18 protein-coding genes are annotated in these 21,998 nt (G+C 72.8%); 10 read left to right on the top strand and 8 right to left on the bottom strand.

All coding sequences use genetic code 11. The annotated features are described in order from the left end of the window. The first annotated feature begins 60 nt into the window (after nucleotides 1-60). Entirely contained in the window at nucleotides 61-1,275 is a 1,215-nt protein-coding gene (locus tag J2S44_RS04610) for an MFS transporter (protein ID WP_310409292.1), read from the top strand. Nucleotides 1,276-1,381: 106 nt separating this feature from the next. Here the strand turns inward: J2S44_RS04610 and J2S44_RS04605 are convergent, their stop codons facing one another. Next, nucleotides 1,382-2,308: a LysR family transcriptional regulator gene (locus tag J2S44_RS04605; RefSeq protein ID WP_310409290.1), complete on the bottom strand. Its 927-nt coding sequence runs from the start codon at nucleotides 2,306-2,308 to the stop codon at nucleotides 1,382-1,384. A gap of 121 nt (nucleotides 2,309-2,429) precedes the next feature. On the opposite strand from J2S44_RS04605, the gene J2S44_RS04600 reads away from it, so the two are divergent. After that, nucleotides 2,430-3,326 carry an AfsR/SARP family transcriptional regulator gene (locus J2S44_RS04600; RefSeq protein WP_310409288.1) on the top strand — a complete coding sequence of 299 codons (897 nt, stop codon included), beginning with the start codon at nucleotides 2,430-2,432 and terminating at the stop codon, nucleotides 3,324-3,326. Between the two features lie 64 nt (nucleotides 3,327-3,390). Here J2S44_RS04600 and J2S44_RS04595 read toward each other — a convergent pair whose 3' ends face one another. After that, nucleotides 3,391-4,899, bottom strand: coding sequence for an FAD-binding oxidoreductase (locus J2S44_RS04595; protein ID WP_310409286.1), 1,509 nt, complete (start codon nucleotides 4,897-4,899; stop codon nucleotides 3,391-3,393). Between the two features lie 111 nt (nucleotides 4,900-5,010). Beyond that, on the bottom strand, nucleotides 5,011-6,450 hold the full coding sequence (locus J2S44_RS04590; RefSeq protein ID WP_310409285.1) for an FAD-binding oxidoreductase: 1,440 nt from the start codon (nucleotides 6,448-6,450) through the stop codon (nucleotides 5,011-5,013). A gap of 199 nt (nucleotides 6,451-6,649) precedes the next feature. On the opposite strand from J2S44_RS04590, the gene J2S44_RS04585 reads away from it, so the two are divergent. The 4 genes from J2S44_RS04585 to J2S44_RS04570 all read left to right on the top strand — a co-directional run bounded on the left by J2S44_RS04585 (nucleotide 6,650) and on the right by J2S44_RS04570 (nucleotide 11,389). Beyond that, on the top strand, nucleotides 6,650-8,776 hold the full coding sequence (locus tag J2S44_RS04585) for an MMPL family transporter (RefSeq protein WP_310409283.1): 2,127 nt from the start codon (nucleotides 6,650-6,652) through the stop codon (nucleotides 8,774-8,776). A gap of 94 nt (nucleotides 8,777-8,870) precedes the next feature. Then, nucleotides 8,871-9,800 carry a pyridoxamine 5'-phosphate oxidase family protein gene (locus tag J2S44_RS04580; RefSeq protein WP_310409281.1) on the top strand — a complete coding sequence of 310 codons (930 nt, stop codon included), beginning with the start codon at nucleotides 8,871-8,873 and terminating at the stop codon, nucleotides 9,798-9,800. 101 nt (nucleotides 9,801-9,901) lie between these two features. After that, nucleotides 9,902-10,477 carry a Pycsar system effector family protein gene (locus J2S44_RS04575; RefSeq protein ID WP_310409280.1) on the top strand — a complete coding sequence of 192 codons (576 nt, stop codon included), beginning with the start codon at nucleotides 9,902-9,904 and terminating at the stop codon, nucleotides 10,475-10,477. Nucleotides 10,478-10,594: 117 nt separating this feature from the next. After that, on the top strand, nucleotides 10,595-11,389 hold the full coding sequence (locus J2S44_RS04570; RefSeq protein WP_310409278.1) for an SGNH/GDSL hydrolase family protein: 795 nt from the start codon (nucleotides 10,595-10,597) through the stop codon (nucleotides 11,387-11,389). Nucleotides 11,390-11,512: 123 nt separating this feature from the next. Here J2S44_RS04570 and J2S44_RS04565 read toward each other — a convergent pair whose 3' ends face one another. Then, a complete protein-coding gene (locus tag J2S44_RS04565) occupies nucleotides 11,513-12,502 on the bottom strand; it encodes an NAD(P)/FAD-dependent oxidoreductase (RefSeq protein ID WP_310409276.1) in 990 nt (329 codons plus the stop codon). Between the two features lie 417 nt (nucleotides 12,503-12,919). On the opposite strand from J2S44_RS04565, the gene J2S44_RS04560 reads away from it, so the two are divergent. The 4 genes from J2S44_RS04560 (at nucleotide 12,920) to J2S44_RS04545 (ending at nucleotide 16,782) form a co-directional block, all read left to right on the top strand. Further along, nucleotides 12,920-13,849: a hypothetical protein gene (locus J2S44_RS04560; RefSeq protein ID WP_310409274.1), complete on the top strand. Its 930-nt coding sequence runs from the start codon at nucleotides 12,920-12,922 to the stop codon at nucleotides 13,847-13,849. Continuing rightward, nucleotides 13,846-14,862 (top strand): CapA family protein, encoded by a 1,017-nt coding sequence (locus tag J2S44_RS04555; protein WP_310409272.1) that lies wholly within the window; start codon nucleotides 13,846-13,848, stop codon nucleotides 14,860-14,862. Before J2S44_RS04560 ends, J2S44_RS04555 begins: the two co-directional genes overlap by 4 nt. A 24-nt stretch (nucleotides 14,863-14,886) precedes the next feature. Then, a complete protein-coding gene (locus tag J2S44_RS04550; RefSeq protein WP_310409271.1) occupies nucleotides 14,887-15,447 on the top strand; it encodes a sigma-70 family RNA polymerase sigma factor in 561 nt (186 codons plus the stop codon). Nucleotides 15,448-15,633: 186 nt separating this feature from the next. After that, the gene (locus tag J2S44_RS04545; RefSeq protein ID WP_310409269.1) at nucleotides 15,634-16,782 is read left to right on the top strand and encodes a PQQ-binding-like beta-propeller repeat protein; all 1,149 of its coding nucleotides are present in this window, start codon (nucleotides 15,634-15,636) and stop codon (nucleotides 16,780-16,782) included. Between the two features lie 38 nt (nucleotides 16,783-16,820). Here J2S44_RS04545 and J2S44_RS04540 read toward each other — a convergent pair whose 3' ends face one another. Genes J2S44_RS04540 through J2S44_RS04525 form a run of 4 tightly spaced genes read right to left on the bottom strand, consistent with a single transcriptional unit; the run spans nucleotide 16,821 to nucleotide 21,968 of the window. Beyond that, nucleotides 16,821-17,735, bottom strand: a complete 915-nt coding sequence (locus J2S44_RS04540) for an NADP-dependent oxidoreductase (protein WP_310409267.1) — start codon at nucleotides 17,733-17,735, stop codon at nucleotides 16,821-16,823. After that, entirely contained in the window at nucleotides 17,732-18,193 is a 462-nt protein-coding gene (locus J2S44_RS04535; RefSeq protein WP_310409266.1) for a cupin domain-containing protein, read from the bottom strand. The genes J2S44_RS04540 and J2S44_RS04535 overlap by 4 nt, the downstream gene beginning before the upstream one ends. 13 nt (nucleotides 18,194-18,206) lie before the next feature. Then, nucleotides 18,207-19,160 (bottom strand): AraC-like ligand-binding domain-containing protein, encoded by a 954-nt coding sequence (locus J2S44_RS04530; protein WP_310409265.1) that lies wholly within the window; start codon nucleotides 19,158-19,160, stop codon nucleotides 18,207-18,209. A gap of 18 nt (nucleotides 19,161-19,178) precedes the next feature. After that, nucleotides 19,179-21,968, bottom strand: coding sequence for an AfsR/SARP family transcriptional regulator (locus tag J2S44_RS04525; protein WP_310409264.1), 2,790 nt, complete (start codon nucleotides 21,966-21,968; stop codon nucleotides 19,179-19,181). Between the last annotated feature and the right edge of the window lie 30 nt (nucleotides 21,969-21,998).

Below are 21,998 nucleotides of genomic sequence, written 5' to 3'. Positions count from 1 at the left end.
CCGCCCCGAACTGCCGCCGCAACGATAGACGGACAACGTTCTCTCGCCGAAGGAGTTCTCGTGTCCGGCACCACCCTGGTCACCACCCCCGCCGTTCGGGTCTCGCCCGGTGGCGGGTTCTGGCTGACCGCGTACGCATTCGCGATCATGATGGCGTTCTCCGCCGCGCCGACCCCGCTCTACGTCATCTATCAGCAGCGCGACGGGTTCGGCCCGTTCATGGTGACGGCGATCTTCGCCGTCTACGCGGTCGGCGTGGTGCTGAGCGTGTTCGGCGGCGGTCACGTGTCGGACTGGCTCGGCCGGCGCCGCGTGCTGATCTGGGCACTGTCCATCAGCATCGCCTCCGGCCTGCTGTTCTTCCTGCCCGGCCTGGCCGCCCTGCTCGCCGGCCGGTTCCTGTCCGGCATCGGCGTGGGCCTGCTCACCTCCACGGCGACCGCCTTCCTGATGGAGTTGCACCTCGCGGACCGCCCCGCGGCGGACCGCCGTCGTGCCGACCTGGTCGCGACGGCGGCGAACATCGGCGGCATCGGCCTCGGCCCGCTGCTGGCGGGTCTGCTCGCCGAGTTCGTCCCGTACCCGCTGGTCGTGCCGTTCGTGGTGTTCGAGATCCTGCTCGTGATCGCGCTGCTCGGCGTGCTCGCCGCACCGGAGACCGTGACCCGTCGGCACCTGCCCTGGCGCCCGCAGCGGGTGTCGGTGCCGGCCGGCGACCGGGGCAGGTATGTCGCGGCCTGCCTCACCGCGTTCGCGTCCTTCGCGATCTTCGGGCTGTTCACCTCACTGGCGCCCGGCTTCCTCGTCGGCGTGCTCGGCGAACGCTCCCACGCGGTCGCCGGCCTGGTCACGTTCTCCGTGTTCGCCGCCGGGGTCGCCGGCCAGCTCGCCATGCTGCGCCTGAGCCTGCAAGGGGCGCTCAGCGCCGGGTTCGCGGCGCTGGCGGTGGGCCTGAGCGCGCTGATCGCCGGGATCTGGCTGCCGGCCTTCGCCGCCTTCCTCGCCGGTGGGCTGCTGACCGGCGTCGGTGCCGGCGCCGCGTTCAAGGGGGCGGTGGCGACCACGCTGACTCTCGCCGAGCCGCACGCCCGGGGCGAGGCGCTCGCCGGGCTGTTCCTGATCGGCTACCTCGGCCTGGCACTGCCGGTGCTCGGCCTCGGCCTCGCGGCACAGCGCTGGGACCCGCGCGCCGCGGTGCTGCTCTTCGCCGCCGGGCTCACGCTCCTGCTGGTGGCGGCGGTGCGGCCGCTGTTCCGGACATCCGGGGCGCGATGAACATCGATGACGGGGATCTCGCCCGGCTGGCCGCGCGGGTGGTCGGTACGACCCGGGCAACATGTTCCGGGTGAACCACAACATCCCGCCCGGCCACTGATGGGTGTCACGGCCGGCGCGGCGCGGGCCGGGCCGCGGCCCGCAGGATGCTGGTGAGCAGAGCCGCGGTGGCCGCCGACGGCTCGCGGTCGCTGGGCATCGCGACCGAGACCGGCAGATCGAGGTCGCCGTCGTCCACGTCGACGACGGCGACCTCGTCGTCGTCGACGCCGGTGCGCGGCAGCAGTGCCACACCCAGACCGTTACGGACCAGACCGAGCACGGTGTCCTGGTCCGCGGCCTCGAACGGCACGTTGCGCACCACACCGGCGGCCGCGAACGCCCGGTCGCTCATCGCCCGGTTGCCCCACTGGCGCGGGAAGTCGACCCACGTCTCGTCGGCGAGATCCGCCAGGCTCACCGAGCTGGCGCCGGCCAGCCGGTGCCGCAACGGGCACACCAGGGACAGCCGTACCCCGCCGAGCCGGTGCAGCCGGATCCCGTCCGGCCGGTCGACGGTGCCCACCAGCGCGAGGTCGAGGTCGCCGGCGAGCAACGCGGCGAGGTGGCCGGCCGAGCCGCGCCGTGCCGTCCGGAGCTGGAACGTGACCAGCGGATGGGTGACATGGAAGCGGCCCAGCACCTGCGGCAGGTCGAGGACGAGAAGGCCCCGCGAGGCGGGCCGGGCGCCGATCATCACCAGCGTCCCCATCCGCACGGTCCCGCGCAGCCCGCCCCGCACCTGATCCACGGTGTCCCGGGCCCGCCGTTCCGCGCTGAGCAGCGCGCGGGCCTCCGGCAGCAGGGCGGTGCCGGCGTCGGTGAGCGCCACACCGCCGGCCTCCCGGGCGAACAGCGGCACTCCGAGCTCGCGCTCCAGCTTCTGCACGGTCGCCGACACCGCGGACTGGGCGACGCGCACCCGCCGTGCGCCCCGGGTGAAGGTGCCCTCCTCGGCGACGGCGACGAAGTACTCCAGCTGGCGAAGTTCCATGGCCGGACTATCTCTGATCGCGATAGACGACAGCGCAACGTACGGGATGCAACGGGCCGTGCGACGGCGATGCTGGTCATCGAGCGCCCGGGACCGTGCGCGACAGACCGTGAGGAGTGACGTGCCCGTCGAACCGCAAGATCCGAATCACCCCGCCGCCGGCCTCCGATTGGCCGTGCTCGGCCCGGTCCGGGCCTGGTTCGGCGGTACCGAGCTGGACCTGGGCGCACCGCAGCAGCGCAGCGTGATGGCGATGCTCGTGTTGCGGGAAGGGACGGCGGTCACCGCCGACGAGATCATCGCCGGGATGTGGGGCGACGATCCACCCCGGACAGCGCTGACCACCATACGTACGTACGTCTGCCGGCAGCGCGCGACGCTCGGCCGGGCCGGTGCGGACCGGGCCGTCCGGATCGAATCGGCCAGTGGTGGCTACGCGCTGCACGTGCCGCCCGGCACCGTGGACCTGTCCCGCTTCGCGCGGCACGACACGCGTGGCACGATCGCGGCCCGCGCCGCCGACTGGCGCACCGTCGTCGCCGAGAAGAGCGCGGCGCTGGGGCTCTGCCACGGGCAGCCGCTGGCGAACCTGCCCGGTCGGTACGTGGGAAACCAGCGCGTCCGCCTGGAACAGCACATCATGACGGCCCGGTTCGACCTGCTCCACGCCCGGGTCAACCTCGGGCAGCACCGCGAGGTACTGCCCGAGTTGACCGCACTTGCCGCCGACCAGCCGCTGCGGGAGGACGTGCAGGCGCTGCTGATGACCGCGCTCTACGCCTCCGGCCGCGTCGCCGACGCGCTGATGCAGTACCAGCGCGCCCGCCGCACCATCGTCGAGGAACTGGGCGTCGAACCGAGCGTCTCGCTGCGTCAGGCCCAGCAGCGGATCCTCGTCGATGACCCGTCACTGGTCGTCGCGCCGGTACCGCCCGCCGCACCGGCGCGTCAGCGGCCACCGGCTCGCCCGCTGCCGCGTCGTGTGGTCCGGCGGTCGCATCGCCGGCTGTCGCGCTGAGCCACGACCAGGTGTATCGAGGCCGTCCGCCCGCCGGGGTACGGACGGACGGCCTCTCCACCCCTCAGCAAGGCTTGATGTTGTGGTTCAACCGGAACGTGTTGCGGGGATCGACGCGCCGCTTCAGCGCCTCGAGGCGGCGGTACACGTCGGGCCGGTAGGCGCTGCGCACCGATCGATCCGAGGTGTCGTCGGTGTTCATGAAGTTGACGTACATGCCGCCGGTGCTCCACGGCCGCAGGACGCGGACGACGTCGGCGGCCGCCTTCCGGATCACCGGCGCCGCCTCCGGGCCGCCGACCCCGGCCATGAAGAGCGTGAACGCCGCGTCCCGGTGCGAGACCGCGTTCGGGTGCCGGGGCGGCCGGGCCAGTGCGCCGCCCAGATGCCGGATCTCGACCGCGGCCAGCGGCACGTCGCGACCCGGTCCGGCGATCGACAGCAGCGCGTCGACGGTGTCCGCGCCGAGTTCGCGGAGCAGGCCGGTGCGTTCGTACGCGGGGGTGGGCGTCGTCGGATCGCCGTGGATGGCGGGGAACGCCGCGTACGGCATCTCGGCGACCGAGTCGATCATTGGGACGGCGACCGCGCGCAGCGGCCGCACCAGCGCGGCCCCGGTGTCCGGCCGCCCCGTGTAGGAGATGCGCAGACTGGCGACGAGTTTGCCGCGCAGCGCCGTCGGCACCTGCGGCAGGTCGGGCAGGCGTAGCAGCGCCACCGACGAGGACATCGCGTCCGGTACGGTCCTGACCCAGCGGCGGTAGGCGTGCAGCAACCGTCCCGCGTCGCGGCCGTCGAAGATGATCGCGCCGCCGTAGAGCGTGGTGACCGGGAACAGGTCGAACTCGAGCGCGGTGACGATACCGAAGTTGCTCTTCCCGCCACGAAGGCCGAAGAACAGCTCCCGGTCGCTCTGCGCGGTGACGGTCCGCAGCCGGCCGTCCGCGCTGACCAGGTCGATGCCGCGCACGTGATCTGCGGCGTACCCGTACTTCCGGCCGATCGTGGGGCTGAGACCGCCGCCGAGCGTGTAACCGACGACCCCGACCGTGCCCGTGGACCCGTTCAACGGGGCGAGACCGTGCTTCAGCGACGCGGTGACCACGTCGTCCCAGAGCGCGCCGGCCTCGACCCGCGCGGTACGCCGCCGCGGATCGATGTGCACCCCGCGCATCGCTCTGGTGGACACCAGCACCGCATCCGGTCCGATCGGGACGGACGGCTGGTGACCGGTGGCGAGGACGCCGGCCGGCGCGCGCCGGCCGGCTGCGAACCGGACCGCGGCCTGCACGTCGGTGGCGGCGGCCGCGGCGAAGACGACCCCCGGGCGCGGGATCTGGTTGAGGTTGAACGGGCTGACCGCGGCGTCGTAGCCGGGATCGCCGGGTAGCAGTACCGCGCCCCGCACGCCCGTCGGCAGGTCGCCCCGGCCGAACGGCGTGGCCCTTCCGGGGCCGGCGACGGCGGTGCCGGGTGCGACCGCGGCGATCGCGGCCGTGGCGCCCACGGTGACGCCGGCGCCGAGGACGGCGCGGCGGCTCAGCGCCGGCCGGCCGGCTGAAGAGTTGTTCATCTGGGTGACTCCGGGTGGTCTCGAGGCGGCTTCCTCCTGCCCGTTCAGCACAACGTGCCGACGTCAACAGGAGGTCGCCGCGGGGTTGATGGGTCGCGGGCCAACGGGCGATCAGCTCACGATGTTGTGATTGAGCCGGAACATGTTGTCCGGGTCGACCCGCTTCTTCAGCGTCAGCAGCCGGTCGTACACCTCAGGCCGGTACGCCCGGCGCACCGAGTCCGTGGACGTGTCGTCGGTGTTCATGAAGTTGAGGTACATCCCGCCGGTGCTCCACGGCTGCATCGCCCGCACGATGCCGGCCGCGGCCTCCCTCAGGTGACCGGCCTGCTCCGGGCTTCCGACGCCGGCCACGAACAGCGTGAACGCGGCGTCCCGGTGCGAGACTGCGCTCTCCGCCTGCGGCGGCCTGGCGAGCGCGCCACCGAGGTGCCGGATCTCGACCGCGGTGACCGGTGCCGGCGCGTCCGGGCCGGCGGCCGTGAACAGCGCGTCGACCGCGTCCGCGCTCAGCTCGCGCAGCAGTGCGGTCCGCTCGTAGGCGGGCGTGGGCGTGGTCGGGTCGCTGTGGATGGCGGCGTACCCGGACCAGGGCATCTCCGCGACCTGGTCGATGAGCGGTGTAGCCGCCGCACGCAACGGTGCGACCAGCGCGGCGCCCTCACCGGCCGGCCCGGTGAACGCGATGCGGACGGTGGTGACCAGCTTGCCGCGCAGCGGTTCCGGGACCTGGGGCAGGTCCGGCAGGCGCAGCAGCGCCACCGACGACGACATGGTCTCCGGCACCGTGCGGACCCACTCCCGGTAGGCGTGCAGCACCCGGGCGCCGTCCGCGCCACCGAACATGATCGCCCCGCCGTAGAGCGGCGGCACCGGGAACAGGCCGAACTCCATCGCCGTCACGATGCCGAAGTTGCTCTTGCCGCCGCGCAGCCCGAAGAACAGCTCCGGGTCGCTGCCCGCGGTGACCGTCCGCAGTTCGCCGTCCGCGCCGACGACGTCGATCGCGACCACGTGATCGGCGGCGTAGCCGTGCACCCGGCCCAGCAGCGGGCTGAGCCCGCCTCCCAGCGTGTACCCGACCACGCCGACCGTCCCGGTCGAACCGTGCAGCGGGACCAGCCGCTGCCCCAGCGACGCGGTGAGGGTGTGGCCCCACAAGGCGCCTGCCTCGACCCGGGCGGCCATACGGCCGGCGTCGATCGTCACCCCGCGCATCGCCCGGGTGCTGATCAGCACCGCGTCCTCGCCGATCGGCGCGGACGGCTGGTGACCGGTGGCCAGCACGCCGACCGGTGCGCGCCGGGCGGCGGCGTCACGCACGGCGTCACGCACGTCGTCCGCGGTCCGGGCCCGCACGACCGTGCCGGGACGCGGGATCTGGTTCGGGTTGAACGGGCTGACCTCGGCCCGGTATCCGGGATCGCCGGGCCGTAGCAGCCGGGCCGGGGCCGGAGCGGTCCCGGCCCCGCAGGCGGCGAGCAACGCCGCGGTACCCAGAGCGACGCCGCCGCCCAGCACGGTGCGGCGGCTGGCAGACAAGTGCTTCATCGAGAACGTCCGTTCCGTCGGTGGCTCACGCGCCGGAGAGCCGCGACCGCGGTACCCCGGCGGCTCCCACGACGCAGGCGGGCGGTGCGTTGTTCACCGTGAGTGGCGGTGGCGTCAGTCGGGGGCGCGGCGTGAACAATGCTCGGTCGGCGCGCGTCGTGGGCCCGGAAGCCACCGGTTCGAAAGGAACTCCGAGCACATGACGTCACTTCTGGCCAGGGTCGGCCGCGCCTGTGTCGCCCACCCCTGGCGAACGATCACCGGCTGGGTTCTCGTGCTGGCCACCGCCTTCACGGTCGCGGGCGCGGTCGGTGGCGTGCCACAGGACAACTACGACGTACCCGGCCTTCGCGCCCAGGCCGGCACCGAGCTGCTGCGGCGGGTCTTCCCCGACACGTCCGGCACCGAGGCGCGGGTCGTGCTGCACATGCCCGGCGGGCAGCCGGTCGCCGAGCAACTGGCCGAGGACGTGACCGGCCGGCTCCGCGAGGTCGCAGACGTCGGGAACGTGGGAACGCCGCGCTTCTCCGACGACCGAGACACCGCGCTCATCGACGTCCGCTACACCGCACCGGTCACCGACCTCGGTGACGACATCGTGCAGCGGCTGCGGGACGCCACCTCGGCCGCGACCGCCGCCGGCGTGCAGGTCGAGTTCGCCGGTCAGGTCGGCGAACAGGAGAAAGCCGGCGGGGGAGCCGGTGAGGCGATCGGCCTCCTCGTCGCCCTCGTCGTGCTGCTGATCGCGTTCGGTTCGGTGCTCGCGGCCGGACTGCCGATCGTCTCCGCGCTGTTCGGTCTGGGTGCCGGCACCGCGCTGACGCTCCTGGTGGCCGCGTTCACCGACGTCAGCACCCTCGCGCCGACCGTGGCCACGATGGTCGGCCTCGGCGTCGGCATCGACTATGCGCTGCTGCTCGTCACGCGGTACGCCGAGGACGTGCGCGGCGGTCTGCCCCCGCGCGTCGCCGCGGTCACCGCGACCGGGACGGCCGGCCGGTCCGTGCTGGCCGCCGGCGCGACCGTGCTGGTGTCACTGTCCGGCCTGCTCGTCTCCGGCCTGCCCGACTTCCGGTCGATCGGCTACGCCACCGCGCTGGTCGTCCTGGCCACCATGGCCGCCGCGCTGACGCTCGTACCCGCCCTGTGCGCCCTGTCCGGACAGCGGATCGTCAGCAGACGGCACCGCACCCGGACATCGGCCGCCGCCGCGATGCCGACCGGGTCGGAGCGGTGGGCACGGCGAGTGGCCCGCCGCCCGGTGCTGTGGGGACTCGGCGCACTGGCCGTCCTGCTGGCGCTGGGTGCCCCGATGCTCGGCATGCGGACCTGGCCGGACGACGCCGGCTCCGGATCGGTCGACACCACGGCACGGCGGGCCTACGACCTCATCGCGGCCGAGTACGGTCCGGGCGCGTACGCACCCGTGGTCGTCGCAGTCGACCTGTCCACCATGGACCCGGCCGAGCTGCCCGGCCTGGGTGCCCGGATCGCCGCCGAGCCGGGCGTCGCCGAGGTGTCCCCGCCGCTGGTCTCCGAGGACCTGACCGGCGCGATGATCGTGGTGCAGACCGACTACGCCCCACGGGACGAGCGCTCGGCCGAGGTCGTCACCACCCTGCGGGACGTCGTGCTGCCCGACGGGGCCGAGGTGACCGGTACGACCGCGCTCTACATCGATCTGGCCGGCCTGCTGGCGGAACGGCTCTGGTGGGCGATCGGCATGGTCGTCACGCTGTCCGTGACCGTGCTCGTCGTGGTCTTCCGGAGCATCCTGGTACCGCTGAAGGCCGCGCTGGTCAACCTGCTCAGCGTGGCCGCCGCCTACGGTGTGCTGACCGCGGTGTTCCAGTGGGGCTGGGGCGCCGGCCTGATCGGCGTGGACCGGCCGGTCCCGGTGTCGACGTTCGTACCCCTGGTGCTCTTCACCGTCCTGTTCGGGCTGTCGATGGACTACGAGGTCTTCCTCATCTCGCGGATCCGGGAGCACTGGCAGGAGTCGGGTGACCCGGTTGACAGCATGGTGCGCGGCCTGGCCGCCACCGGCCGGACCATCACCAGCGCGGCGCTGATCATGGTGGCGGTCTTCGGTGGTTTCGTCGCCGCGGGCGACACGGTGACGAAGATGATCGGCCTCGGGCTGGCCACCGCGGTCGCGGTCGACGCCACCGTGGTCCGGCTGGTGCTGGTGCCCGCCGCGATGGTGTTGATGGGCCGGGCCAACTGGTGGATGCCGCGCCGGCTCGGGCGCCTGCTGCCGGGCCGGCCGCGTACATCCGCGTACGTGCCTCAGGAGGAGGACGGGACGCCGGCGCCGGTCGGCTGATGACACGCGCCGTCCCGCCCCGTCGTGGGGCGGGACGGGCGTCACCTAGCCGGTGTTGACCGGGTGTATGCGCCGGCATGCGAGGGTCCCGGCCGTGACTGACCTCCATGACCTGATCACCGCCTACCGCACGTGCGAGTTCGCCACGCTGGCCAGGGACGGCACGCCGATTCTCTGGCCGACCGTGGCCCTGCCCCGGCCGGACGGCACCTTCCTGATCACCACCTCCCTGGGGTTCCCGCAGAAGGCCCTCAACGTCCGCCGTGACGAGCGCGTCGCGCTGCTCTTCTCGGATCCGACCGGCAGCGGCCTGGAACGCCCCGACCAGGTCCTGGTACGCGGCACCGCGACCTGCCCGGACGATGTCGTGGTGGACCCGGCCGGGCTGGAACCGTACTGGCGGCTGCTGTACGAACGGCAACCGAGCAGTCGCGCGTACCTGTCGTGGCCCGCGACACGGTTGATGGACTGGTACCACATGCGACTGCTGATCACGGTCACGCCGGAGACGACGACGCGCCGCCCGACCTTCGTCGCGGGCCCGCGCCCGCACGGCGACGACGCTCCGCTCGGTGCCGACCGGGTGCGTGCGTTCCCGTCCGCGGTGCTCGGCGCCGTCGACGCCGGCGGAGCGCCGGTCCTGCTGCGCACGGTGCCGTTGCCGGACGGGGACGGCTACACGTTGCACGTGCCGGCCGGCACCGCGATCGTGCCCGGTCCTGCGGGCCTGCTCGTGCACGGCCACGACGAGAAGCTGTCCGCGTCCCGGAACATGCTGCTGCGCGGCACGCTGACCGGGTCCGGGGACACCTGGAGACTGCACCCCACCAAGCTGATCGAGCCGAGTCCGTCGGACTCGCCGGCCGCCGTCATCCGGTTGCTGCGCACGACGCGGCGCAACACGCGCACGTATCTGACACGGCGGAGTCTTCCTCGCCCGCGGGTGCCGTGGCGGGCCTATCGGGCGCTGGCCGCCACGGCGCGCGACGGCCGTCACCCTCCGATGAGGAACGACTCACAGTGACGTCATTCTGCGGAACGCCGATGAACCATCGTCATGCGATCGCGTCGTTGGTAACGGTGCTCTGACGGCACAGACACGTGCGTGTAAGGAGATGCGTGGTCATGGCTGACTCGCAGATGTACTGGTCGGCGAATCCAGAGAGTAGCGGAGGGATTCGGCATTTCGACGGCGAGCCGGTGTTCCAGCCGCCCGCGTTCCCCCCGATGACGGTGATGCCGCCGGAGGCGGCGGTGCTACGCCTGCTCGACGAGGCACTGGCCGAGCTCACCAACGAGGAGAACAAAGCGGGCCGGGTCACGGCCGCCTTCACCGTCGCCACCGGTGCGCTCGTCACCGGTTTCCTCGCCGGGCGCTGGTCGCCGGCCGGGCTGTCCGTCCCGGGCGCACTCATCTGGTGGTGCGGCGCGGTCTGCGTGTTCGGTGCGCTGGCCCTCGTCGGTGCCGCCGCGTTGACGGTGGGATACCGCTCCTGGCGCGAACCCGCGCTCCCGGGAGACCTGGCGGCCGTGCGGCGCTGGGCCGCCGCGGTGGTGAACGCGCCGGGCGAGGACGCGGCGTCGCGGCTGATGCGCATCCGCCGCCGGATCAGCCGGAAGCGGCAGCTGCTGACGTGGGGGCTCGCGACCATGGCGACGGGCCTGATGCTCTGCCTGCTGGGGGGCCTGGCCGCACTGTGACGGCGGGGGTGAGGTGCCCGCCGACCCGCTGTCTAGGAGCTGTTGATGTCAACCGATTGCACTGCACTCCGAGGGCCGGCCGATCCGGCCGGCCGTTGTGAACCAGGAGGTGCGGCCGTGCGCCGTAGACCATCGCTATTCGCCGCCGCCGTGCTGACCGTGGCCGCCGTGGGAGTCCTCGGTGCGGCACCGGCCGGGGCGGCGGCGGGCGGCTTCCGCTACGTCGCGCTCGGCGACTCGTATTCCTCAGGGGTGGGCAATCCGCCGTACTCCGAGGCCACCTGCAAGCGCAGCACCGCCGCGTACCCGGTCCGGTTCGCCGCGGAGCAGGGTGTCCGGTTGTACTCCTTCGCCGCGTGCAGCGGTGCCACGACGCAGTCGGTCGCCGGCCAGCTGAAGACCCTCGGACGGTTCACCCGGCAGGTGACCGTCACGGTCGGCGGCAACGACGTGGGCTTCGGTACCGGTGTCGCGATCTGCCTGCAGGGTACGGACGCGGACTGCCTCGCCGCGGCCCAGGCCAGCAACACCACCGCTACCACGGTGCTGCCCGGCCGGCTCGACGCGCTGTTCGCCTCGATCCGTGCGGCGGCACCGCACGCCGACGTCGTGGTCGCCGGCTACCCGCGATTCTTCGAGTTGACCGACGCATGCGCGACCGCGCCGCTCAACCTGACCAGGCGCACGGTGATGAACGCGGGGGCGGACGTCCTCAACGGCGTCCTCGCCGACCGCGCCGGCGCGGCCGGGTTCGCGTTCGCGGACGTCCGCCCGGCCTTCGACGGCCACGGGGTGTGCGGCGCCGACCCCTGGATCAACGGCATCGTGGCCGACGGTGCGCTGCACCCGAACGCCGCCGGTCACGTCCTGGGCTACCTGCCCGGCGTGCGGGAGGCGTTCCGGACGGCCTGATGTCACGGACGACGGCGCTCATCGGTGACTGAGGACTCCCGGTGGGCGCCGTCCCTCCGGTCCGGCCGCGCACGGGCGCCGACGCGGCTCCCGCGCCACTGCTCCGTCGCGCCCCGTCCCGGCTCAACGGCGGGTCGGCGGCAGGCCGGTGTCACCTCCGCCGGACCGGGCGACACGCAGCAGCAACGAAGGATCGAGGAGCCGGGCCGGGGGATCGATCAGGTTGGTGACGCGCCGGAACGCCGCGCTGAGCACCGGGTCGGAGTGTGCGGCACGTTGGTAGCGGCCGAGGTAGGGGCCGGTGAGCCGGGTCAGCAGGGTGCGGTTGCCACCGACCTCGGGAAAGCGCAGGTCGCCGCCGGTCGCCACGGCCCACGGCGTGTCGATGAGCCGGGCCGCGCCGCGGAAGAAGCGATGGGCGAGTGCGCTGGGCGGCCCCGCGCGGAGCAGGTCACGCAGTGACAGCGCCTCCAGCGCCGCGACGGTCATTCCCTGGGCGTAGATCGGGTTGACGGAGCACAGCGCGTCGCCGGTCACCAGATATCCCTCGGGGAAGCGGCGCGCTCGCTCGTAGCGCCGGCGGACACTGGCCGGGAAACGCATCCGTACCGGCTCGTCGACCGGCTCACCGTGACGCAGTACGGCGGCGAGGGCCGGGTCCGGTAGCGTGCCGGCGATCGTGAGCATCTCGGCGGGGTCCGCGGGCAGGGCGGCGTCGAGCATGGCCTGCAGGCCGAGCACGATGCGGTCGGCGTCCTCACGGCCGACGGCACCGCCGTAGGGCCGGCCGGGGTGAGACGGGACGATGACGCCGAGCGGAGCGTCCAGCAGCGCCGGATCGTACCGGTAGCGCCGGGACACGTACGTCATACCGATGTGCACGGTCTCCACCGGCGGCGGACAGCCGTGTTCGGCCAGCCACCGCATGCTCTGGCCGCCACGGCCGCCCGCGTCCACCACGATGCTCGCGGGCAGGACCTCACCGCCGGCGCGTACGCCCGTGATCCGATGACCACCGGCCGACGCGGTCAGACCGGACACCGCCCGGTCGGGGACGATGTGGATCCGCGGGTGAGCGGACACCCGGGCGCGGGTCAGGTGCTCCAGCAGCACGCGGCTGACGGCACCGGTGGTACGGCCGGCCGATGATCACGGCGTGGTCGGTGTCCATCCGCACAGCAGGTCAGCCCGAGGTCGACAACGCATCGACGACAGGTCAGCGGCCGGAGCGTCGGGGCACCCGCGCCTCGACGCCGTATCCGGTCGGTGCAATTGCGTGTACGTATATCTCCACCGTCCGTGCCGACCCGGCCGGCGGTCGACCGAATGACGTCGGGTTGACGCGTTCGCCTATGCCGCCCCTACCTGTTGTTGACGTCCGGGATATCGGATCGCATATGGGTCTTCTGCCGAAGGTCCATAGATGACATTCCTGGCCGAAACATGCCTTCACCAGGCCGGACTCAATGAGGGAAGATGCCCGGAAATCGCCAGTCAGCCTCGACCGGCTGCTCCGCCGTGGACGAATACGTGCTCATTGGAACGGGCCTGTTGCTCGTCGCGTTCGCGTATGTGACGTCGAACCACTATCTGCAGATAGAATGGAATACCGGCGTGCCGGTCCCGGTGCTGTGGGGCCCGCTCGGGCTGGCAGCCGGGGTCGCCGGCGTACCGCTGCTGTTCGCCGGCGCCGGGTTGTCCGCCGGTCGCGCACCGCACAGGTCCTGGCCGGTCCTGCTGCTGCGGGTCGGCGCGCCCTGTCTGGCACTCCACACGGTGGCGGTCGTCGGCACGGCCTGGGTGCTGCGCCGGTTCAGTTCGTCGTTCGCTCCCGTGGCGCTCTACGAACCGGCGGAGATCCGTGCCGCCCTGCTGCTGCCTCCGCCGGAGCTCGCCGTGCCGTACACCCTGGCGGTGGCGGCGGTGGTGGGGCGGCTGACGTCGGGGCTGCCGAGGAACGTCGTCATCGTGGCCGCGGCGGTGCTCGCGGTGACCTGCGCCGCCTTCGCGCCGCAGAGCGTCGGCTCCGTCGCGGCCGCGGTGCTGTATTTCGTGCTCGGCCGGCGGATCCTCACCGCGGGCCCTCACCTCGGCTGGGCCGTGCCGGCCGGCGGCGCCGCCGTCTCGCTCGCGGTGCTCGTGCTGGCCGGCCCGCCGATCGCGCCGTTGCTGACGTTGCTCGCCGGTCTCGCGGCGATTCCGCCCGGGGTGTTGTGCGTGCGCGCGATGCGATCGTGGAATCCGTTGCGGGCGATCGGCACGGTGCCGGTCGTCGCGGGCGCCGCGCTGGTGCCCGCGATGGCGATCGTCAATCACGTGGCGCTGCCGCGGCTCTCGCTGACCTCCGGTGGCGTGCAGGCGCTGCTGGCGATGGCCGGGCCGATCCTGTTGTCCCTCGGGTTCGTGGCCGGTGCCATGCTGATCCAGCGAGCGACGACCCTGACGGGACGGACGGCGTGAGGCGGCGCCTGACCGCGGCGCTGCTGGCCGGGCTGCTTCCCGTCACCGCCTGCGCCCTGACCGGCAGCTCGGACGCGACGTGGCATCCGGCCGGAGAGCTCACGCTGGTCTTCGGCGGTGACGCGCACTTCCACGCGGAGGTCGCCGACCTGCTGGTCTCACCGGAGACGGTTCTCGCGCCGGTACATCCGCTGCTGCAGGGTGCCGACCTGGCCCTGATCAACCTGGAGACGCCGCTCACCACGAGGGGGGAGCGCCAGGACAAGAACTACGTGTTCCGCGCGGATCCGGTCGCGGCCACGTCGCTGCGGGCGGCCGGGATCGACGTGGTGTCCCTGGCGAACAACCACACGTACGACTGGGGACCGGATGGCCTGACCGACACGATCGACGCGGTGAGCGCGCAGGGCGTGGGCACCACCGGCGCGGGCCGAAATGTCGAGGAGGCGTACACGCCGTGGCGGGTCACGGTTCGTGGCGTGCGCGTCGCGGTCTTCGGGTTCGACCAGATCGACGAGCTGCACGGCCGGGCGGCCGCGACCACGGACCGTCCCGGGACGGCGATGGCGACGGACGTGCCCCGGGCCGTCGCGGCGGTGTCGAGAGCGCGCGGCGACAGCGATCTGGTGGTGGTCATGCCGCACTGGGGCGTGGAGGGCAACCCGTGCCCCACCCCGGTGCAGAAGGACTTCGCCGCGCGGATGATCGAGGCGGGTGCGGACGTCGTCGTCGGCGCGCACGCCCACGTACTGCAGGGCGCGGGCCGGTCCGATGACGCCTACGTCGCGTACGGCCTGGGAAACCTGCTCTTCTACTACCACCCGCTGTACCAGCCGTTCAGCTCCCGCTCCGGGCTGCTGCGGTTGACCGTGCACCGGCGCCAGGTGACGAACGCGGAGTTCCTTCCGCTGCGCATCACCCGGACCGGTCAGCCGGAACCGGTCGCCGGATGGCAGGCCGGAGTCGCGGCCGACAACTTCCACGCCCTCCGCCGGTGCGCGGGGCTGGGCTGAGCCGTGGGCGGGAGAGCCACCACCGTGACGGCGGGCGCCGACAAGGAGATCGAGACGGACGGCAGGCGACGGCCGGGTGCGAATGCGGACGCGTGGCTGGAGGACCTGCATGCCGTACACGCGGATCCGCTGTTCTGGTTCCTGCTCAAGCTCGCGAAGGGGGAACGGCAGCTGGCCGAGGACCAGTTGCAGGAGACGATGCTGCGGGCGTGGCGGAACATGGACGACGTCCCGGAGGGCCGGGAGAGCCAGCGGCGATGGCTGTTCACGGTGGCCCGGCGGGTCGCGATCGACGCGGCACGTGCGCGGGCGTCCCGGCTGACGGAGGTCGGCACGATGGATCTGACCTGGATCCCGGACGAGGTCGACCCCACCGAGGCGGTCGTGGCGGGTGAGACGGTCCGCGCGGCCCTGCCGAGGATCAGTGCCGAGCACCGCACGATCCTGGTCGCGCTCTACATCGACGGCCTGACCATCGGGGAGGTCGCGGCCGGACTCGGGATCGCGGAGGGCACGGTCAAGTCGCGTGCGCATTACGGCCTGCGGGCGCTGCGTGCCGCCATCGGCACGGTGGAGGCCGAATGAGCCGTCGACGGCCGGTCGCGGGCGGGACGGCGACCTGGAGTCGGACCTGCGCCACAACCGTCACCCGGCGGTACGGGTGCTGTCCGCGGAGGGCATGACTCGTCGTCGTAGGGGCCCGGTAGCCCTGACGGGCGTTTCCTGAGCAAAGACCGGCGCCCGCCGTACCCCTGGTGGATCGTCTGGATCATGCGAATCAGGAACGCGCTCGTCGTCGTGGGGATGCTCGCCGGTGTCGCCGCCGCCGTGCCGGCACAGGCGGCGGCGACACCGGGGGGCTGGCCGCAGACCGGCTACGGCCCCGGGCACACCGGGTACAACCCGTCCGAGTCGGTGATCAACGCGCGCAGCGTCGGCGGGCTCACGAACCGCTGGACCGTGCGGGCGTCGCTGTATCCGGAGGGGTGCGAGCCGGTGCCGGAGCCCCCGCTCGTGTGGGACGGGCGGATGTTCCTCCTCGATTCCGGGTCGATCTCCGGATATGACGTCGTCAGCGGCAAGAAGCTCTGGACGTACGAGGCCACGTACTTCGACGGGTTCGGCATGGCGGTGTCCGGCGGGCTGGTGCTGGGGACCGAGCGCAACTGCTTCTCGAACAGCAACTACGACACCAACGTGGTCGCGATCGACCCGCGGACCGGCAAGGAGGTCTGGCACCAGCTGCAGGGCTACAGCATCGAGACGTCGGTCGCGGACGCCGGCGTCTTCGTGGTCTCCGGGTACTGCGGGGTCTGCGACGACGAGGAGCACGGCGTCACCGCGTTCCGCGTGTCCGACGGCAAGCCCCTGTGGAGGCAGGTCAGCCGGGCGCTCGCCGGCCCGGTCGCCGCGAACGGCAAGATCGTGCTGCGGGATCCGCGCAACCATCGCATCGAGGTCGTCGACATCCGGACCGGTGACCCGCTGGTCGGCGGCGTGGAACGCCGGGTGGCCGCCGCCAGCCCGGCCGGGGACCGGTTCTACCTGTTCGACACCGCCGGGATCGCCGCCGTCGACGCGTCGACGCTGACGGTCAGGTGGACGGTGGCGAGGGAGTCCGGTGACCTCATCACCGACGGGAGACGGGTCTTCGTCGCGTCCGCCAACCGCATCAACGCCTACGACGCGAACACCGGCAGGTTGAGCTGGACGAGGGCGCTCGCCGATCCCAGCCACCTCATCCGCGCCGGCGGTCTCCTCTACGCGCTCTCCGGCCGGAAACTGGTGATCCTCGCTCCGGCCACCGGCCGCTCGGTCGTCTCGGCGGCCGCCTACGGCACCGTGACCGACCAGGTGGTGGTGACCGGCGGCCGCCTCTTCACCACGAACGGCGCCACGGTGCGCGCCTACACACCCTGACGGTCCGGGCCGGGACCACGCCGTAGGCGTGGCCCGGCTCAGCTTCCGGCCATGGTGATGACCAGTTTGCCGCGCTTCGGGTGCTTGTCGCGCTCCAGTTCGGTCAGGGCGAGAATCGCCTCGGACAACGGGACCGTACGGGCGACGGGCAGGCGCAGGGTCCTGGCCATCTCCTCCAGGTCGGCGGTCACCGGCCGGCCCATCATCGCCCGGAACGGCCCGGGCAGGGCGCTCCGGATCATTTTGGCCGGGGTCGGGACGATGTCGAGGATGGTGCCGCCGGGCTTCAGCAGCGTTCGGGCCGTGGCGAGGGGAAGCATGCCGGGTGTGTCGAAGACGAGATCGAACCGTGCGGCGAGGGCGGCCGGGTCGAAGCCGAAACCGACCACCGGGTCGACGCCGAGCGCGCGGGCCTCGTCGGTCGCGGTGTCCCGGCAGCTGCCGGCGACCGAGGCTCCCCGCGCCCGGGCGAACTGGACGGCGGCCCGGCCCACCCCGCCCAGGCACCCGTTGACGAAGACCGCCTGCCCGGGACGGACGTCCACCGTGGCCTGGTAGGCGGTCACGCCCACGGTCGGCAGCGCGGCGGCCTGCTCGTACGAGAGGTCCACGGGTTTGAGCACGACCGCCTTCTCCGACGCCGTCACCACGTCGGCGAACGCCCCGGCCCGGCGGAACCGGGCCGCGCCGAGTACCGCGTCACCGGCCTTCAGGCGGGTGACGCCGGCACCGACCGCCTGCACGACTCCGGCGAAGTCGTGGCCCATCGCGCGGGGGAAGGAGCGACCGGTCATCAGCTTCATCTCGCCGTTGCGCATCTTCCAGTCCAGCGCGTTGGAAGCCGCCGCCCGGACGCGGACCAGCACCTCGTCCGGACCCGGCCGGGGTGGCGTGAACTCCGCGAGCCGCATCACCTCCGGGCCGCCGTAGCGGTCGTACTGAAGGCGCTTCACGAGGCGTACTCGCTGGAGATCTCGGTGGCGTAGTTCTTCCACAGCGGTGCCATGGTCTCGGCGTTGACCGGCTGCCCGGAATCGATCATGGCCTTGAAGTCGCGGAAGTACTGCACGTACAGGTCCGGCGTGAACGTGTTCAGCATGACCGCGTTCTCGTCGCCGACGTTGGCGAACGTGTGCGGCGCCCCGGTCGGCACGATGACCCAGGTGCCCGGTCCGGCGTCGTACTGCTCCTCGCCGACGGTGAACCGGAACGTGCCCGCCAGCACGTAGAAGCCCTCGTCGTGCTGGGCGTGGCGGTGCTGCAACGGGCTCGGTGTGCCCGGCGGAATGGTGACCTCGGCGAACCCCAGCCGGTGGTCGGTGTGCTCGCCGCTCTCCAGGATCCGGATCCGCTGCGCCCCGCTGCCGAGGATCTCGCCCTCACCTGGGCGGACGATGTTCACCTTCGCCATGATTCTCCCATCGCTACTGCCTGCCTTGGTGACCACCATCCTGTTCCGGGCCGGCCGTGCGCGTCCTGGTCGTCCGCGCACGGTTGCTGGTCACCAGTGCGCGGGCGTTGTAGCCGTACGTCGTCTTGAAAAGCTTGCTGAAATGGGTGGGATCGGCGAACCCCCACCGGGCGGCCACGGCGGTGACCGTACGTTCGCCGCCGGCCAGCTCCGCCCGGCAGCGCTCCAGGCGGCGGCGCCGGATCAGGGCCGCGACGGTGAACGGCTGATCCTCGAACAGCTTGTGCAGCCGGCGTACGGAGATGTGGTGGGCGGCGGCGATGCCGGGCGGGGACAGGCCGGGATCGGCCAGCCGTGCCTCGATGTAGCCGGCGATCCGGTTCCGCAGCCTCTCGTCCGGCGCGGGTTGCTCGTCGCCCAGCCGGGCCTCCAACGCGACCGCGATCAGCTCGACGACGGCCGCCGCCGACCGCAGCGCCTCCGCCTCGCGGAACCCGCCCGCCGTCCGCGCCGACTCCCGGGCCAGCACGGAGACGAGAGCGCCGGGACCGTGACTGCCGTCGATGCGTACGCCGATGAGCCGGTCGAGCTGCGCGGGCCGTATCCGAAGCTCGCGGCGCGGCACCAGGATGGTGACGTGCGCCGAGGCGGTGCTCTCGAACCGGAACGTACGCGTGGGATCGAGCAGCACCAGGTCGGCCGGCCCGAGGTCGGCGTCGCCGCGCCCCTGCGCGATCCGCGTCCGGCCCCGGGCCATCACCTTGACCGCCAGGTTCTCGCCGTCGGAGGCGTCGCGCTCCCGCCCGACACAGGCGCTCTCGGGCGTGTCGAGGGAGACCAGCCGCAACGGCCCGAGGTCACGGGTGGCGACCCGGCCCCGGAAGCCGGCCCCGGCCAGCTTGTTGACCATCGGCGGAAACCCGCTCGCGGCCAGCTCGTCCTGGAACGTCTCAAGGTTTCCGGGCACGGGCCAACCATAACGCCGTCAGCGCGGTGGGACCTGGTCGGCGTCGATCTGCTCGTCGAGGTGGCGTAGTGACTCGCGGACGGCGGAGGCGCTCGGGTGGTCGAGCGCGGTGAACAGCTGTTCGGCCTCCGTCCACGCGGTCCGCGCGGCCGCGGGCTGGCCGGCTGCCCGGTGCGTGTCGCCGAGGTGGACGAGCAGTTCGGCGACGAAGTAGTCGTGCTGGAGGGTGCGGGCCAGCGTGATGCCCTGCCGGTAGCAGTCGATGGCCTCGGTGTGGTGGCCGAGATGGTGGTGGGCGTACCCGAGGCTGTCCCAGGTGCTGGTGGCGCCGTGCAGGTCGCCGTCGGCCTCGAAGATGTCGAGCGCCTGGCGGCAGTGCGTCAGGGTGTCCGCGAACTCGCCGAGCATCGCGTGGTACCAGCCGATCGCGTTCAGGGCCTCGGCCTGGCCGGCCCGGTCGTCGGTGCCGGCGAACAGGGCCAGGGCCTGCTTGGCGTGCGCGAGCGCGGGTGCGGGCTCCTTGCGCTGACCCCACAGGTACGCGAGGTGGTGCTGCGTGCGGGCCTGGCCGATCCGGTCGCCCAGCGTGGTGAACAGGTCCAGCGCGTGGCCGAGATTGTCGTTGGCCTCGGTCCAGCGGCCGAGTTTGATGTCGGCCTGGGACAGGTTGCGATGCGCGTAGGCGCGGGCCGGCAGTTCGCCGAGGCGGGCGGCGCACTCGATGGCGGTCTGCCACGACTCGACCTGGTCGTGCAGATGGCCCTTCCGGGAGGAGTAGGTGTCCAGTGCCCAGGCGAGTTGCCAGGCGAGCCGGTCGAGCCCGGTCGCGGCGGCGTGCCGGAGCGCGGCGAGCAGCACCGCGTGGTGCTCGCCGAACCAGGTCATCGCGGCGGTGAGGTCCGCGAACCGCCTCGGGGACGCGCCGGCGGCCGGTTCGCCGAGGGGCAGGAGAATGGGTTCGCGGGGCGGGTTGAGCAGGCGATCGGCCGCGTACGCGGAGTGCGTGTAGTGGTCGAGCAGGCGGACGGTGGCCGACCGGCGGACGTCCTCGCCGTCGTCGCGGCGGGCGAGTTCGGCGGCGTACTCGCGCAGCAGGTCGTGCAGTGTGTAGCGACCGGGCGCGTACTCGGTCACCAGGCTGGCCCGGGTCAGTTCCCGCAGCGGTACGCGGAGGTCGCGCTCGGGCACCCCGGCCAGGCCGCTCAGCGCGGGCGCGTCGATGTCGGGCCCGACGGCCAGCCCGAACAACCGGAACAGCCGGGCCGCGGGTTCGCTCAGGGCGGCGTACGACCAGGAGAGAACGGCCCGGACGTCACCGGCCGGATCGCCCACCTCCAACGCGTTCAGCCGGTCACTGGCCTCGTCGAGCTCGGCCGCGAGCGCGCTCAGCGGAAAGTTCGACTGCCGGGTGCGGGCCACGGCGATGCTCAGCGCCAGCGGCAGCCGGGCACAGGCCGTGATGACCTGGTCGAGGGCGTCGCGCTGCGCGACGACCGCCGGGCCGAGCCGGTTGGTCAGCAGCTCCTCGGCCTCCACTCTGGACAGCAGGTCGAGGGGTACGGAGGACGCGCCGTCGGCCAGCAGACCGGTGAGCTGAGCCCGGCTGGTCACCACGACGACGACCGTGGCGGTGCCCGGCAGCAGCGGCCGGACCTGCTCGACGTCGCGGGCGTTGTCCAGCACGACGAGCAGCCGCCGGCCGGCCACCACGCTGCGGTACAGCGCCGCCTGCGCGTCGAGCGTGGCCGGCACCCGCTCGGGTGCGACACCGAGCGCGTCGAGCAGCCCGCGGAGCGCCTCCTGCGGGGAGACGACCTGTCCGGTGGGGCCGAAACCGCGCAGGCTCACGAAGATCTGCCCGTCCGGGAACCGCGACCGCACCGCGTGGGACCAGTGCACGGCCAACGCGGTCTTGCCCACGCCGGCCGTGCCGGACACCACCGCGACGGCCATCGCGGTCTCGGTGAGCAGGTTGTCCAGCGTGTGCATGGGCAGGGTGCGGCCGGCGAAGCCCGGAACGTCGGCCGGCAACTGCGCCGGCGTCCCGGCGGCCACCTCGACGGTTTCCCGCGGCTCCACCGGTTCACCGCGCAGGACGGCCTGGTGCAGTCGCTGCAGCGTGGCGCTCGGGTCGACGCCCAGCTCGTCGGCGAGCCGGCCGCGGAACTCGGCGTAGTAGGCCAGCGCGTCGGCGGGCCGCCCGGCCGCGACGTACGCCCGGATCAGCACGTCGGCCAGCGGCTCGGTCAGCGGGTGTTCGGCCGCGAGCTCGGCCAGCGGTCCGAGGGCCTCGAGCGGGTTGCCGGCGCGCAGCTCGGCCAGGCCCCACGCCACCGTGGCGGCGAGGTACCGCTCCCCGTACGTGTACCGGAGGCGCTCCACCCACTGCCCGGTCAACCCCTCCAGCGGTATGCCTCGCCACCAGGAGCGGGTCGTGCGCAGCAGGGTCAGCGCCTCGGCCGGCCCGGCGTCGCGGGCGCGCCGGACGTGGTCGGTGAACCGGTGGACGTCGACCCGGTCGGGCGCGATGTCGAGGACGTAGCCGCTGGAGCGCCGGACCAGCCGGGCCGGTGGCGCGCCCGCGTCGGAGGCCAGTAGTCGCCGCAGGTGGGTGATGTGCACCTGCAGCACCCGTGCGGCCTTCGGCGGCGGTTCGTCCCACACCCGCGCGGCCAGCGTCTCGATGGTGACCGGTCGTCCCGCGTCGACCGCCAGGGCCGCCAGCGTGTGCCGTCGCTGCGGTGGACCGAGTGCAGCCGACCGGCCGTCCGCCCAGATCTCCACCGGACCCAGCAGGCGGACCTCCACCGCGGCCTCCCGTCCTCGTCCGCCGCCGGG

Origin of the sequence: Catenuloplanes niger (assembly GCF_031458255.1) — a bacterium.
Lineage (GTDB): Bacteria > Actinomycetota > Actinomycetes > Mycobacteriales > Micromonosporaceae > Catenuloplanes > Catenuloplanes niger.
Note: the sequence above shows the minus strand (reverse complement) of the source record. Positions and strands in the feature narration are given on the sequence as shown.

Excerpts from the sequence above, each read along its gene's own strand:
- J2S44_RS04590 (WP_310409285.1), bottom strand. The coding sequence starts at position 6,450 with ATGAAGCACTTGTCTGCCAGCCGCCGCACCGTGCTGGGCGGCGGCGTC.
- J2S44_RS04605 (WP_310409290.1), bottom strand. The coding sequence starts at position 2,308 with ATGGAACTTCGCCAGCTGGAGTACTTCGTCGCCGTCGCCGAGGAGGGC.
- J2S44_RS04595 (WP_310409286.1), bottom strand. The coding sequence starts at position 4,899 with ATGAACAACTCTTCAGCCGGCCGGCCGGCGCTGAGCCGCCGCGCCGTC.
- J2S44_RS04535 (WP_310409266.1), bottom strand. The coding sequence starts at position 18,193 with ATGGCGAAGGTGAACATCGTCCGCCCAGGTGAGGGCGAGATCCTCGGC.
- J2S44_RS04545 (WP_310409269.1), top strand. The coding sequence starts at position 15,634 with ATGCGAATCAGGAACGCGCTCGTCGTCGTGGGGATGCTCGCCGGTGTC.
- J2S44_RS04575 (WP_310409280.1), top strand. The coding sequence starts at position 9,902 with ATGGCTGACTCGCAGATGTACTGGTCGGCGAATCCAGAGAGTAGCGGA.
- J2S44_RS04585 (WP_310409283.1), top strand. The coding sequence starts at position 6,650 with ATGACGTCACTTCTGGCCAGGGTCGGCCGCGCCTGTGTCGCCCACCCC.